This is a genomic window from Paenibacillus protaetiae (genome assembly GCF_004135365.1).
GTDB classification, from domain to species: Bacteria; Bacillota; Bacilli; order Paenibacillales; family Paenibacillaceae; genus Paenibacillus_AP; species Paenibacillus_AP protaetiae.
Genome location: NZ_CP035492.1, coordinates 3045001 through 3060055 on the forward strand (window position 1 = coordinate 3045001; position 15055 = coordinate 3060055).

General features: G+C 51.7%; 12 protein-coding genes, 1 other RNA gene and 2 pseudogenes (1 of these 15 cut by a window edge). 1 reads left to right on the top strand and 14 read right to left on the bottom strand.

The window, feature by feature from the left end; all coding sequences use genetic code 11:
• The 12 genes from ET464_RS14055 to rpoE all read right to left on the bottom strand — a co-directional run.
• On the bottom strand, positions 1 to 25 hold the 5' portion of the coding sequence (locus ET464_RS14055) for a YbaB/EbfC family nucleoid-associated protein (RefSeq protein ID WP_129441901.1). 287 nt of this gene lie to the left of the window's left edge; only the first 25 of its 312 coding nucleotides appear in the window; its start codon is at positions 23 to 25; its stop codon lies off the left edge, out of view.
• Between the two features lie 24 nt (positions 26 to 49).
• Positions 50 to 1861, bottom strand: coding sequence for a DNA polymerase III subunit gamma/tau (gene dnaX / locus ET464_RS14060; protein WP_129441903.1), 1812 nt, complete (start codon positions 1859 to 1861; stop codon positions 50 to 52).
• A 221-nt stretch (positions 1862 to 2082) separates the two neighbouring features.
• An RNA gene (ffs, locus tag ET464_RS14065) (signal recognition particle sRNA large type) lies at positions 2083 to 2350 on the bottom strand.
• 71 nt (positions 2351 to 2421) lie between these two features.
• Entirely contained in the window at positions 2422 to 2841 is a 420-nt protein-coding gene (locus ET464_RS14070; protein ID WP_129441905.1) for a hypothetical protein, read from the bottom strand.
• A gap of 84 nt (positions 2842 to 2925) precedes the next feature.
• Entirely contained in the window at positions 2926 to 3123 is a 198-nt protein-coding gene (rpmE, locus tag ET464_RS14075; protein ID WP_129441907.1) for a 50S ribosomal protein L31, read from the bottom strand.
• A 150-nt stretch (positions 3124 to 3273) separates the two neighbouring features.
• Entirely contained in the window at positions 3274 to 4539 is a 1266-nt protein-coding gene (locus tag ET464_RS14080; protein ID WP_129441909.1) for a radical SAM family protein, read from the bottom strand.
• A gap of 37 nt (positions 4540 to 4576) precedes the next feature.
• Positions 4577 to 5908, bottom strand: coding sequence for a transcription termination factor Rho (gene rho / locus ET464_RS14085; RefSeq protein WP_129441911.1), 1332 nt, complete (start codon positions 5906 to 5908; stop codon positions 4577 to 4579).
• A 113-nt stretch (positions 5909 to 6021) separates the two neighbouring features.
• Positions 6022 to 7272: a UDP-N-acetylglucosamine 1-carboxyvinyltransferase gene (locus tag ET464_RS14090; protein WP_129441913.1), complete on the bottom strand. Its 1251-nt coding sequence runs from the start codon at positions 7270 to 7272 to the stop codon at positions 6022 to 6024.
• Between the two features lie 110 nt (positions 7273 to 7382).
• Positions 7383 to 8237 carry a class II fructose-1,6-bisphosphate aldolase gene (gene fba / locus ET464_RS14095; RefSeq protein WP_129441915.1) on the bottom strand — a complete coding sequence of 285 codons (855 nt, stop codon included), beginning with the start codon at positions 8235 to 8237 and terminating at the stop codon, positions 7383 to 7385.
• A 253-nt stretch (positions 8238 to 8490) separates the two neighbouring features.
• Entirely contained in the window at positions 8491 to 8889 is a 399-nt protein-coding gene (locus ET464_RS14100) for a response regulator (RefSeq protein ID WP_279630098.1), read from the bottom strand.
• Positions 8890 to 9041: 152 nt separating this feature from the next.
• On the bottom strand, positions 9042 to 10643 hold the full coding sequence (locus ET464_RS14105) for a CTP synthase (RefSeq protein WP_129441920.1): 1602 nt from the start codon (positions 10641 to 10643) through the stop codon (positions 9042 to 9044).
• Positions 10644 to 10960: 317 nt separating this feature from the next.
• A complete protein-coding gene (rpoE, locus tag ET464_RS14110) occupies positions 10961 to 11524 on the bottom strand; it encodes a DNA-directed RNA polymerase subunit delta (protein WP_129441922.1) in 564 nt (187 codons plus the stop codon).
• A 408-nt stretch (positions 11525 to 11932) separates the two neighbouring features.
• Here rpoE and ET464_RS14115 point away from each other — a divergent pair.
• Positions 11933 to 13083 (top strand): annotated as a pseudogene (locus ET464_RS14115) (S8 family peptidase).
• A gap of 28 nt (positions 13084 to 13111) precedes the next feature.
• Here ET464_RS14115 and ET464_RS20905 read toward each other — a convergent pair.
• Positions 13112 to 14364 (bottom strand): annotated as a pseudogene (locus ET464_RS20905) (MFS transporter).
• 46 nt (positions 14365 to 14410) lie between these two features.
• A complete protein-coding gene (locus ET464_RS14125; protein ID WP_129441927.1) occupies positions 14411 to 15055 on the bottom strand; it encodes an ArsR/SmtB family transcription factor in 645 nt (214 codons plus the stop codon).

The window sequence follows — 15055 nt, forward strand, 5'->3', positions numbered from 1 at the left end:
TCATCATTTGGTTCATATTGTTCATTGTTCATTCACCTCTAATTTAGAATTAGTGTTCATCTTTAATGACAACCAGATCTTCGCCAAAAAGCTTTACCGCTTCTTCCACCCAAGGAGGGCGTGAAGCTTCGGATGCGCCTCCCGGATCCTCCGGCTGCAGCTGGAACGGCTCGCCGCTGCCGGACTGGTCTTTAGCAGCGCCAGACGGCGCCGCGTGCCACTCCTTCATTAACGTTGTGGCCAGCTTATACGGCGCACCAAGCACCTCTTGCATTACCCGCTCGATAATTTCGCGGTTAGCAGGCTTTTCGGTCGTTTCCCGGTGCATCGTGTTTTTGAACGCGACGAGCACCGTTCCATCGGCAGATGAGACGGGCTCTCCGTCAACGAGCCAAGCATGGACGGTGATTTTCGCTTCTTTGACGCGGTGGAGCACTTCGCCCCACTTGGCTCGTATCCTCGACGTGTCCTGGCTGTTCGCAGCGGCCAGAAACGGCTCCAGCTTCACAGCGGCGCGCATCATGCCTCCGCCGGAACCAAAAGCGCCGCCCCTGCTGGAAATGGCGCTCCGCTGCGCCCCGCCGCGGGCCGATGCGCCTCCTGATGGGGCAGGAGCTGCCTGGCCGCCTTGCACGGCAGTTCCGCTTTGGGCGAGCTGCTCCAGCTTCCGCTCCAGCGCATCCACCTGCTGCCGCAGCCGCTGCACTTCGCCGGAAGGCACTCCCGCCGCCGCGGAAGCCGCTGCCGCTTCCACCCGTGATGCCTCAACCGCTTCTCCGCTATCGGCGCATAACTTCATTAGCGCTACTTCAAACAGCGTCTGCGGCTGAAGGGCATGCTTCATCTCCGTCTGGTAACGGTTAAGCGTATCGATTAAGCGGAACAGCCTGTCGGCGCTAAACGCATCGGCCATGGCGCGGAAGCGCCCTTCATCCACTACGCGCTCAGTCATTGCGCCGCTGGACGGGGCAAGCTTGAGCACAAGCAAATCGCGAAAATAATAAATTAAGTTTTCCATACATTTGTCGGCACTTTTGCCGGCTTGCATCAGTTTCTCCACAAGCGGGAGCGCCTGGCCGACATTCCGGTCTTTGACCGCTTCCGCCAATTCATAAAACTGGTCCGCCGCAAGGCCGCCGGTTACTTCGACAGCACCCTCCAGCGTAATACGGCTGCCGCCAAAAGCAGAAACCTGCTCCAGCAGGCTGATCGCATCACGCATGCCCCCTTCGGACAAACGGGCGATATACTGAATGGCATCCTCATCGGCATCAATATGCTCATCCTCGCATATTTCAAGCAGGCGGGATGTTTGCTCAGGCAGCGAAACCTGCCGGAAGTCAAAGCGCTGGCAGCGGGAAATAATAGTTGCCGGAAGTTTGTGGGGCTCCGTCGTAGCCAATATAAAAATGACATGGCCCGGCGGCTCCTCCAGCGTCTTCAGCAGCGCGTTAAACGCTTCCGACGTGAGCATATGAACTTCATCTATTATATATACTTTATACCGAACTTCGGAAGGAGCATACCTGACCTTCTCCCGAATATCGCGGATTTCGTCAATCCCCCGGTTAGAAGCGGCATCTATTTCGATAACGTCCATCAGATGGCCGGCTGTAATTCCGCGGCAGGCATCGCATTCATTACACGGCTCTACAGCAGGGCCGTGCACGCAGTTGACAGCTTTGGCCATAATTTTGGCTGCAGTCGTCTTGCCCGTTCCTCTCGGACCGTTGAACAAATAAGCGTGCGCAATGCGCTGCTCCCGAATTGCGTTCTGCAACGTCTGAATAATATGCTGCTGGCCGACCATATCCTGAAACGTCTGCGGACGCCAGGCACGATATAATGCGATATGTGTCACGCGGACCGTTCCCCTCAACTCTTGTTATTGGCGGGCCTGAACCCTCATTGTTCTATTATACAATAGATAGGTATTGTTATAAAAACATTAGTTTCGAAATGAAACCGGCGTACAACAGCGGCATAAGCAATCACGGTGTAAAACAATAAAAAAACGTCTGGCAGCATCCCGATCATATGATCCCGGCGCTCCAAACGTTATCTTTGTGTGTACTCTTAATACCGTGCACCTGCTCTTGATTCAAGCGATCCAGGCGGCATCTTTGCACCCTAGCTCGAGTCAGGCACTCCCCCGGCACATGAACTAACTTGCTTACGGCTGCTTCCTTCCGGACCTGACCGGGTTCACAAGCGTCCATTGCGGAGGACCCGACTGTCAACACTATTCGCAAATGCCAGACCCTACATCGGCATGACCTCAAGCAGGAATTCAACCTCGCTACAGCGGATTGCGAGTTACAGGGCACCGCTACCTCCCCATCTAGCACGGCACAGATAAGTATAGCGGATTCAGGACGAATTCGCAACCAAAGGAAAGAAATAACCGGACAAGCCGTATTTTTACTTCTTGGCGGTTACATGCACATGATAGCGCGGCATGTTGAACTGCACGATCTTGTGCACCTTTTCCCCGAGCAAGCGGACGTTCTCGTCAGACATAGACGGGTCGGCTTTGACGTTCACATAAAGATCGGCGCCGTTGAAGTTTAATCCGAGATGCTTAATGCCTTGAACCGGCTCCAATACTTGACGGACCATTTTCCCGTCGCTTTTTATATTCAAATACGAAAAGCTATTGGGCAAATTCGGATTACTGTTCGAAAGCCCCAAATAGCCGTCATGCCCGTAATTGTTTGCATGCGGATGTGAAGCGTCTTTGCCGCAGCCGATTATGGATACAAGAAGCACCGCTGAAAAGCCCCACAGCAGGAAGCGCAGCTTCCAGCGGCTTCTCCGCTGCATTCGTTTGGTGTTAAACATATAAAAAACCTCCCTTTAACCATAGGATGGCTAAGGAAGGTTCTTGTATTCTGCCAATTGAAGGCAAAATATCGTTTGTAACTATTAGATGCCGTATTTCTTTTTGAAACGATCGACACGGCCGCCAACGTCCACAAATTTTTGCTTACCCGTAAAGAACGGATGGCAAGCGGAGCAAATTTCGACACGCAGGTCTTTTTTGATCGAACCTGTTTCGAAAGTGTTGCCGCAAGCGCAAGTAATCGTGGAAATGTGGTATGTCGGATGAATAGCTTCTTTCATCTCGTTCACCTCTTTCTGCCCTGAATCACATGCGGACCCAGAGTTCAAATAACACATAAACGGATTATAGCATGCCCTGCTCTGCAAATGCAATGACATAATCCATTGGAAAAACAGGGATTTGACGCCTGCAAACAGCGCCTGATTCGGTTATTTCCGGCCGGCTCCGGCCGCAAAGGACGGCGGCAAATGCGTAAACGAGCCAATAACAACATCCGGAAGCTCCTGGCGGTAAATGTCCAGCATTTGCTTCATGCCGTAAATTTCGCCCTGCGCTTTCGGAATAAGGGACAGATAGCTTTCCGGGTCAATGTTCAAGTTCCGCATTTGAATCATTCGCAGCCCGGTCCGCTTGGCAAAGCCAATCATCGCTTCAATCTCTTCTTCACGGTCGGTTACGCCCGGGAAGATCAAATAGTTGATCGATGTGTATACCCCTTTGTCTGTGGCATATTTCAGCGAACGCTCCACATTGGACAGGTTGTACGCTCTTGGCTTGTAATAGGCATTGTAATGCTCGTCAATCGCACTGATGGTGCTGACGCGCATCAGGTCCAGCCCGGCATCTACGATAGCGCGGATAAAATCGGTCAAACCCGCGTTCGTGTTAATGTTGATGAATCCCATATCCGTCTGGCTGCGGACACGGCGCATCGCTTCCACAATGATCTTCACCTGCGTAGACGGCTCGCCTTCGCAGCCTTGTCCAAAGCTGATAATGGCGTCCGGCGTCTGCAAATGCTCCAGCATAATTTCGGTCACTTCATCCACCGTCGGCTTAAAATTCATCCGCGTCTGCGGCGCCGGGAATCCGCTGTCGTCCGGCTGCTCCGAAATACAGCCAAAGCAACCGGCGTTGCAGGAGTACGATACCGGAACGCCGCCTTCCCACCGCTGCAGGAACGTATTCGAGGAGGTCAGGCATTCGTAGCCAAGCGCACAGTTGGACAAATGTTTATACAGCCGGTTCTCCGGATATTTGTTCAAAAGCCGTTCTACTTGCAGCCGGACTTCATTGCGGTCGCAGTTCAGCGGATCCCATTTGTCCGGGTTGTCGCTTTGTTCCGCCGCCACATAAAACCGGCCGTCTTTCCAAACTACCGAAGTGTAGCCAAACAGCGGGAATTTTTCATTTTTATCCGTTTTGACGTAACTTGGCAAAGCAAGCCGGGTAAAGCCTTGCGGCAGCAAAGCGCCAACCGCCTGCACATTGCCCGGGAGCACTTGCATCTCGCCGGTGTCCGGATTCAGGCCAACCGGCCGCGTATGCGGCAATCCGACCAGCGTTGCACCGCTCGGAAGCGGTATAAGCTCCTCATCCATCAGTTCGATAATCATGTCGCCGCTCCGGCCAAGGGCGATCATATCGGGATGATCAAATACGTTGCCGTTTTCGTCGGCATATACGAGGTTCATGCTGCTTGTTCTCCTTCCAATACGGCGCCTGTCCGCATTATTTCGTGCGAGGAGCCGTACGCCGCCCTTGGGTTCCGCTGCTGCTGCTGCTTCGAACCGCTGGACGTTCTGTTTTTTGTTCTTCCGATGTGTCAAGTGACATCAAAAATTCCTGATTATCTTTTGTTTCTTTCATTTTCTTCAAAAATCCGTCAACAAATTCAATCGAGTCGTTCATGCTTTTGCGAACGGCCCATAGTTTATCCAGCTCTTCTTTGGTCAGCAGCATCTCTTCCCGGCGCGTGCCGGATCTGCGGATATCAATCGAAGGGAATATACGGCGTTCCGCCAGCTTGCGGTCCAAATGAAGCTCCATATTGCCCGTGCCTTTAAATTCTTCATAAATAATGTCATCCATCCGCGAACCCGTCTCAATAAGCGCAGTAGCCAGAATGGTCAAGCTGCCGCCTTCCTCTACGTTGCGGGCTGCGCCAAAAAAGCGCTTCGGACGATGAAATGCCGCCGGATCGATACCGCCGCTAAGCGTACGTCCCGATGCCGGTACGACCAGGTTGTAGGCTCTTGCCAAACGTGTAATGCTGTCGAGCAGAATAACGACATCCTTCTTATGCTCCACAAGGCGCAAAGCGCGCTCCAGCACAAGTTCGGCCACTTTGATATGATTTTCCGGCAGCTCGTCAAAAGTGGAAGCCACCACTTCGCCTTTTACCGAACGCTGCATATCCGTTACTTCCTCCGGACGTTCGTCAATAAGCAGCACAAACAGCTCAATATCCGGGTTATTCGTCGAAATGCTGTTGGCGATTTCTTTGAGAAGCAATGTTTTGCCCGCTTTAGGCGGTGCAACGATAAGCCCGCGTTGTCCTAACCCTACCGGGGCCAGCAAATCCATAATTCTCGTGGAAAGTTTGGAAGAAGCCGTTTCAAGTACAAGTTTCTTTTGCGGATATAGAGGAGTTAATGCGGGAAAATGTAACCGTTCTGCAGCTAAATCAGGATTGGTGCCGTTAACCGCGTTTACTTGCAGCAAGCCGAAATATTTTTCATTTTCTTTCGGGGCACGGCATTTGCCGGAAACAAGATCGCCTGTACGCAAATCAAATCGCCTGATTTGGGAAGCGGAAATATAAATGTCCTCTTTGCTCGGCAAATAGTTGATAGGCCTCAGGAATCCAAATCCTTCCGGAAGAATGTCCAGCACGCCTTCCATAAACATAAGGCCGCCTTGCTCAGCCTGGGCTCGCAAAATAGCAAAAATCAGTTCTTTTTTCTTCAATTGACCGTAATAAGGGATCTGGTGCTGCTTCGCCAGCTTATACAATTCGGTCAACTTCATCTCTTCCAGATCACTGATCTGAAGATCCGTCATGTTCTCACCACTTTATTCAGTTTTCAAAGCTAATCGATTCATTCATTGTCAACAGCTTTGCCGGAATTGGCGCCGCCTATTCGTCCATAGACGGCGCTGCCGGCGCATAAATGTTACCCTTCGCGCCAAACCTCGGCTCCGAGCAGCTGCAAGTTTTCGACCAAATTATCGTAACCGCGGTCGATATATTCGACGCCGCTCACTTCGGTAACGCCTTCTTTCACTGTAAGGCCCGCTACAACAAGCGCAGCTCCGGCTCTTAAGTCGGATGCGCGTACCGCCGCCGCGTTCAGCCGGCTGCCTTCCACAATAGCGGAACGGCCTTCCACGCGAATGTTGGCGCCCATGCGCACAAGCTCCGGCACATGCTTAAACCGGTTGCTGTATACATAATCGGTCAAAATGCTGACGCCGTTTGCTTGAGTAAGCAGGCTCGTCATCGGCGATTGCAGATCCGTCGCAAAACCCGGATAAACAAGCGCCTTTACGTCGATTGCCGAATATTCCGGCCGGCCGATAATCCGAATCGCCTCATCCAGCTCCTCGACATGGACACCCATCTCGATCAGCTTGGCGGTCATGGCCTCCATATGCTTCGGAATGACATTGTCAATCAGCACGTTGCCGCGGGTAGCCGCTGCTGCGATCATATATGTGCCTGCCTGAATCCGGTCCGGAATAATGGAATGGCGGCAGCCATGCAGGCTGTCGACGCCTTCAATCCGGATCGTCTCGGTACCGGCGCCTTTAATTTTTGCTCCCATTGCATTAAGAAGTGTCGCTACATCTATGATTTCAGGCTCTTTTGCCGCATTTTCAATAATTGTGGAGCCTTTGGCTCTGGAAGCCGCCAGCATAATGTTAATCGTTGCGCCTACACTGACAACGTCCAAATAAATTTTGGCGCCGCGCAGCTGCTTGGCAGAAATATGAATGGACCCATGGTCGTTCTTGACCGTAGCGCCAAGCGCTTCAAATCCTTTAATATGCTGATCAATCGGACGCGGTTCAAAATTACAGCCGCCGGGCATGCCGATGGTCGCTTCACCGAAACGTCCAAGCATAGCGCCCATTAAATAGTAGGAAGCGCGAAGCAGCTTCACTTTGCCGTTAGGCATTGGCCTTGACTGCAGGTCGGACGGGTCGATGCGCATGACATCTCCATCCCATTTGACGACTGCTCCAAGCTCTTGCAAAATCTCGCTGTAGACCGCCACATCGCTTAGATGAGGCAAATTATCGAGCACAACTTCCGACTCCGCCAATAACGCAGCCGGAACGAGCGCAACCGCGCTGTTTTTGGCACCGCTGATTTGAACGGTCCCCTGCAAAGGCCGTCCGCCTCGAATCATCAATTTCTCCATCAGTATATATCCTCTCGTGTTTTGGAAGAGAAGATAGGAAAAACCGCCGCGGCGATCAGGCTTGGCCCGTTCGCCGGCAAGTGGCGGTTTGCTATCCTGCGCTCCGTATGTTACGCCTGGTTGCTGCTTCCGAACAGACGGATTTTTTCTTGAACGACCGCTTTCATCGCTTCGCGTGCCGGAACCATATATTTACGGGGATCGTAAACATTGCTGTCCGCCGAAAGTATTTCGCGAATCGCATTCGTGCAAGCGACCTGATTCTCCGTGTTCACGTTGATTTTGCCTACGCCTGCTGCAATGGACAGGCGAATCGCTTCGTCAGGAACGCCGGAGCCGCCGTGAAGAACAACCGGTACCGGAATAGCATCCGTTACTTTTTGAATAATGTCATAATGGATTTTGGGCTCGCCTTTATACATGCCGTGAGCTGTGCCTACTGCGATAGCAAGACAGTCTACACCGGTTTCTTCATAGAAACGGATAGCTTCTTCCGGTTTCGCCAGAGCCGCATGCTCCTCATCCACACTAATATCATCTTCTACGCCACCGATCGTACCGAGCTCGCCTTCAACCGATACGCCCATTGCATGTGCCGCTTTAACCACTTGTTTCGTAATCGCAATGTTCTCTTCGAGACTGTAATGCGATCCGTCAAACATAACGGAAGAAAAGCCGGCACGAATACATTTCATCGCCATTTCATAGCTGCTGCCGTGATCCAAATGCAACGCAATCGGAAGCCCGGATTGTTTAGCCGCCGCTTCGGCAATTGCAACCGTATATTCGATACCCATGTACTTCAAAGCGCCTTCGCTGACACCAAAAATAAACGGCGATTTCTCTGCAATAGCCGCTTCTGTGATCGCTTGAGCAAATTCCAGGTTGTTCATGTTGAACTGGCCCACTGCAAATTTACCTGCTTTGGCTTTTGGCAAAAACTCATTCATAGATACGAGTGGCATAGTTGGTCCCCCTAGTAATCTTAAATATCAAGCCTGTCTCGGACTTGTCATTCTGAGTCATTATACCACATCGGTCCATACAATGGTAAAGCTGTTTTACCCGTTCCAAATGCAGTGCGGGCAGGCCTTAAGGAGCTTTTGTGAAAAGGAAACTATGCCCGAAATTATACCTTGCTTCCGTTCTTCAGCAGGCGGTTATGAGCCAATTCTAACGAAAGACTAACGATCCTCATAATCAAAAAAGCGGGGTCCTTCAGGACCCCACTGCAAAGCGATTATTCGAGCTGTCTCCGCCAAGCTGCATATTTACGGCAATACGCATCTCGTCAATATCGAACGGTTTTGTAAAATGCATCAAAGCGCCTAAATCCGTCGCTTCTTTGATCATATCCAGCTCGCCGTAAGCCGTCATCATAATGACTTTGATATCACGGTTGATCGCTTTGATATGCTTCAAAATCTCCAATCCGTCCATTCCCGGGATTTTCATGTCAAGCAAGACGAGGTCCGGAGAATGCTCCTTGACGATCTCGAGCGCAAGCCTGCCATTTGCTGCTTGAAAAGTATTGTACCCTTCGCTGCTGAACACTTCCATCAACAGCACGCGGATCCCGTTCTGATCGTCAACAATCAAAACTTTTTTCTTATCCAACAGTTCATACCTCCCGAGAACCGGCCCGGCCATATGTGCGCAGGCCCGCTTCTTCCATAATCATTTATTTATTCGCGAAAAGAGGGTTCGAATCCTTCTTCTTCCAAATAAAAAATGATAATCGAAAGAAATTCGTTTAAACGCCGGCGATGCTACTCGGATAAAGTAAGCGCCGCGCGGACAAAACCACGGAACAGCGACTGCGGACGGTTCGGACGCGATGTAAACTCCGGATGGAATTGAACGGCAAGGAACCAAGGATGTTCCGGAAGCTCAACCATCTCGACAAGACGTCCATCCGGGCTTGTACCGGAAATGCGAAGGCCGGCTTTTTCCACTTGCTCGCGGTATTCGTTGTTGAACTCATACCGATGGCGATGGCGTTCGTACACCAGCTCGCTGCCGTATTCGGTAGCAGCCAGCGAACCCGGTACGAGCTTGCACGGGTACAGGCCAAGGCGCATCGTGCCGCCCAAGTCTTCGATGTCCTTCTGCTCCGGAAGCAGGTCGATCACCGGATACGGCGTCGACGGGTTAATTTCCGAACTGTTGGCGTTGCCCAGGCCAACGACGTTGCGGGCGTATTCGATAACGGCAACCTGCATGCCAAGGCAAATGCCGAAGAACGGAATTTTGTTCTCGCGGGCATAACGGATCGCCGATACTTTGCCTTCGATACCGCGGTCGCCGAAGCCGCCCGGAACAAGCACGCCTTGCACGCCTTGCAGCATTTCGCTTACGTTGTCGTCCGTCAGCTCTTCCGCGTTCACCCAGCGGATCTGAATATCGGTATCATTGTCGATGCCGGCATGGCCAAGCGATTCGACAATACTGAGATAAGCGTCATGGAGCGCTACATATTTGCCTACAATGGCAATTTCCACCGTTTTGTGCAGCGATTTGACGCGCTCGACCATTTTGGTCCATTCGGTCATATCGGCCACAGCTTGCGGCAGCTTCAAATGATTGCAGACGATATCGTCCAGCCCTTGCGCCTGCAGCAGAAGGGGCACATCGTACAACGTCGAAGCGTCGATGCATTCCACAACCGCATTCGCGTCAATATCGCAGAACAAGCCGATTTTGCGTTTCAAATCTTCCGACAGCGGGTATTCGGTACGGCATACGATAACGTTCGGCTGAATGCCGATGCTGCGAAGCTCTTTTACGCTGTGCTGCGTCGGTTTCGTTTTCACCTCGCCGGCCGCTTTAATAAACGGAACCAGCGTTACGTGAATGTACATCACGTTGTCGCGGCCTACGTCGCTTTTAATTTGGCGGATGGCTTCAAGGAACGGCAAGCTTTCAATATCGCCCACTGTTCCGCCGATTTCCGTAATGACAACGTCAGAGCCCGCTTCTTTGCCTGCACGGTATACGCGTTCTTTAATTTCATTTGTAATGTGAGGAATAACTTGAACCGTTCCGCCCAAATATTCGCCGCGGCGCTCTTTGGAAATAACGTGCGAGTACACTTTGCCAGTTGTAACGCTGCTGTTTTTGGAAAGATTGATATCAATAAAACGTTCATAGTGACCAAGGTCAAGGTCGGTTTCCGCACCATCATCCGTTACAAAAACTTCGCCATGCTGGTAAGGGCTCATCGTCCCCGGGTCAACGTTAATGTAAGGGTCGAATTTCTGAATCGTTACTTTCAAGCCTCTGTTCTTGAGCAAACGTCCAAGCGAAGCCGCCGTTATTCCCTTGCCTAAGGAAGATACAACGCCTCCAGTTACAAAGATATATTTCGTCACTGTGCAGAAAACCTCCATGCTTCTATAATTAATGTTTAGGTTTGCCCATTTGTATCGCAAACATGGATCTATTCACGCAGAATACAGTGTCCATATTATGGATAATTACCGGCCAACATAGGCCATACAAACAAAAAAAGTGACACCCGTATTGAGATACGGGGCACTTTCGTAAGTCGCCTATATCATACTATTTGTTAACCGAATCTTAAGCCCATGCTATAGTTTACCCTCGGCCAGCAGGTCGTGTCAAGCATGAAACGGCGTACTTCTTTAGCAGAAATGGACGCCGTTTCCTGTCTTATCCGTAAAAAAGGTTACCGTTCCAGTTCTTCGTCTTCGTCGGTATCTTCTTCATCCTCTTCGTCCGAATCAGCGTCCTCTGCATCCTCGTCGTCCTCGATGTCTTCATCATCAATGACAACCTCTTCGTCCACTTCTTCTTCCTCTTCGGCATCTTCGAAGATATCTTCGCTGTCTTCGTCGTAAGAATCGTAATCTTCTTCATCCGCCGTGTACGTTTCTTCTTCATCATCCGCGTACAGATCTTCATCATCGTCTTCATCGTTAATGATACGCGGACGCTTGGAGTTCGCGATCGGATCTTCGGAGCGTTCTACCGGATACCAGCGTTTCAAGCCCCACATATTCGACCCGACGCAGGCAAAACGGCCGTCGATATTAATTTCAGTATATACGTGGGCAATCACATCATTAAATTGCGCTTCGCTCAGCCCGCGTATTTTAGCGATTTCCTTAATGAGATCGCGGTAATAAAATGGTGTATTCGCTGCTTTAAGCACCTCGAACGCCAGGTCAACCATCGGCATCTCTTTCACTCGTTCAGGATCGAGCTTCAGTGCATAATTGCTGCTGCTCATACGGACACTTCCTCTCTTGCCAATTATGGTGGCGTACAGTTCCATCATTCACTTTTTCACCATATAGTAAAACCTATTTCTATTGAAAAAGCAAGCCGGACAGCCCTACTTTCCAAAAGAAAACGGACAGTTGCTGAAGCCCCGGACAAACGCCAAACCGGCGCCTCCATCCGCATGAAAAAAAGCGAAGGGTCGTCCCTTCGCTTTGACTGTATCCGCCCGGGTAGGGCATTTGCATGCCTCCGGGAATGTAAGAACCCCTAAGAGCTCTTAATCCATCGTATGTATATATGCCCTTTTTGACACGGTTTCACGCCTAATTATTGAAAAAAAGGCAAGTTGCTCATACCGGCTCGTCGACCCTCTCATACAATACTGAAGCAATGTCCGTCGGGAGGGAACGACAACTTGGATATGCACGCTTTTCTCCGCTGGCTGCAGGATACCGTTGCACAAACCCTGCCCAATACGCAGAGGCGCATTATTCGTTTCCAGCATACTGGCGACTACCGACGCTTCCTGCAGGATTGGGCGGACATGAAGTCGAACCGCAAAGACTTAGAACGGTCTCTCGCTTCCATTAAAGCTATGCCTATTATTCGCGGAATTTCCTGCCCTTGCCCGGCCTGGAAACGCCCAGCCCGTTCCAAGGGGACATCGTTGTTGAGCAAGACAGGCGGATTGCCGTCCATTCATCGCCGCAAAAATCGTTAGCAACCCTCGACAGAGGCATTCCTTGGGGAATCCAGCAAATTAAAGCGCCTCAAGTATGGGGAACCACGACCGGCCACCGCGTCAAAGTCGGAGTGATCGACACCGGCGTGGATTTTAACCATCCGGACCTTAAGCATTCGCTGTCCAGGGGCATTAACTTGCTGAACCGCAGTATGCTTCCCCATGATGACAACGGCCACGGCACGCATATATCCGGCACAATTGCTGCGGCCAACCAGCTGAACGGCATGATTGGAGTAGCGCCCCGCTCGCTTATTTATCCGGTAAAAGCTTTTGACCATAACGGCAGTGCTTATGTTTCCGATATTATTCTCGGCATCGAATGGTGCGTTCGCAACCGCGTGGATGTCATCAATATGAGCTTTGGCATGAAAACCCGCAGCAAAGCTTTGCTGAACGCGGTTACGAACGCCCACACCGCCGGGGTTATTATCGTCGCATCGTCCGGCAATGACGGCAAACGCCGTTCCATCGATTATCCCGCCCGTTATCCGTATACCATATCCGTCGGCGCTACGAACCGCCTGCGCCGCATCGCCCCGTTCAGCAATAGAGGAAGTTATATTGATATGTATGCTCCGGGCGATAAAATCACTTCCGCCTGGCTGCACGGCAAATACCATGAAATGAGCGGAACGTCGATGGCCACCTCGCATGTATCCGGCGCCATCGCTCTGCTGCTCTCCTATAAGCCGGGGCTGACGCCCAACGAAATCAAAGCGATTCTGAAACGTTCGCTTGTCCCGCTCCGCGGCGCCAAAAGCAGGCGAAGCGAAGGAGAAATCGACGTTGTTCGTATGATACAAGCTGCAGACCGTTATTAGGCTGCAGCTTGTTTATTGTGAACTGCCGCTAATCAATGGCGCGAATCCTTTTGGCAAACAGCAGTAAAACCACAAAGTAAGCGATAACGATAAAGCCACATACGAGCAGCAGCTGCGTAATGGCAACGCCTTGCGACAGCAAGAAGGAGGAACAGGCGAAGGACAGCGGGACAAGCCCGCCGGAAACCGCCGACATCATGGACATGACACGCCCCATCATATGCGGCTCCGTCTGCTGCTGGATCATCGCCGAGACCGGAATGCTTCCGAACGTAATAATAGAACCAAGGACGGCAAACAGCACAACATGCTGCCATAACTGGACGGCGCCGCTTAACAGCACCATTACTGCGCCAAGCAGCAGCAGCTGGCCTAATATAATAACGCCGCGCCTTCTTTTAGGATTAAGGAGGCCTACCGCAACCGCACCGGCAATCATACCGATAGAAATCGCGCTTTCCAGAAAGCTCAAGTCAACGGAACTGCCCTGAAGCACATCGCTCGCGATAAGAGGAATAGACAAGCTTCCGGGACCCGCAATAACAAAGTTGGTCACAACATTCATCAGCCCCAGCGACAGCAGCACAGGGGCCGCCTTGACATAACGGAAGCCTTCCGCCAAGTCACGCAGCGGCGATGAGGAAACTTCCCTCGATGCATCCGCCCCGGGATACGTATCCGCACAAGCAGCAAACCGCCCAGCAAAATCATACCGCCCGATAGCAGAAACATAACCGGATAGGACAGCCAGCTCAGCAGCAGTCCGCCAATCATGGGGCCGATAACGACAACAGCCTGATTGCCTGTCTGGATGAGCGAGTTGCCCCGGAGCAGCTGCTCCTTGCCCAGCAATGCCGGTATAAGCGACTGCATAGCCGGCCCGAACAAAGCATCGGCGACGCCGAATAAAAAGGCGAACCCAAGCAGCGGGTAAATCTTTAAATAACCGGCGTAAGCAAGCCCTGCCATCATAAGCAGCAGCACCGATTTAGCCATTATCGACAGTGCGAGAAGGCGCGTTTTGCTCATCCGGTCCGCAAGCGCCCCGCCAACCAGCATAAATATAAACCGGGGCAGCGTTGTCGCCATCATCACGATGCCCAGCCAGGAGCGCTGATGAAGCTCGTTGAGGACATACCAGCTCTCGGCCAGCATATAAGCAGAGAAAAACAAACCGGATAATAAACTGCACAGCCAAATTTGCACAAACGCCGTGTTGGCGAACAGACTTGGCTTGGCATAACGTACACTTGCAGCGGGTTGAGGCGCGGAAGCTGTCATTCTTTCTCATCCTCCCTGAACGGAACGGCTGCCTGGCGGCTGCAAGCTATCGCTTGGAATGGTCCGCGCCGCCTAGTTTCCGGTTTTCTTCAAAATAAGGTTCGTCAATCTCGAACGCAACGGAAGACATATAGTAGAAGCGCCCATCCGGCTCTTCTTCCATATCTTCCAGCTCCTTAAGCAGCTCCCGGTATTTCATCAGCCACCGGATAAAGGTATCCTCCGACACTCTAGCCTCCAATTGCATCGTAAGGCGCGGCTGATGCTGAACTTCGGCGCGGTTGATAAACGCTTCCTCCGGCGCTGTCATGGCACGGGTTGCAGCACGAGACAACGTATTCAGCATCATGTTCCGGTTATAGTTCTCGATCGATTCCGATTGCGGAATCAGATGCTCGCCGGGACGGAAGCTGTACGCCACCGCTTTGTAAAACTTCTGTACGATGCCGCCCAGCTCTTCTTTCCTTGCAACACGTATAAATCCGGTGTTCTCCAGCTCCGTCAGCGCATAGTGCACCTTGGACCGCGGCACCTCCAGCAGCCTGGCGAGCTGCTGCCCGGTATACGACTGCTCGATCAGCAGCGTCAGCAGCTTCGAGCGGAACGGGTCGCTTACTGCTTTCAGCTGCTCGAATGATTCCATCACCATAACCGCCTGCTGCTTAAAATCCAGTTCCTCTGCTTCGCTCAT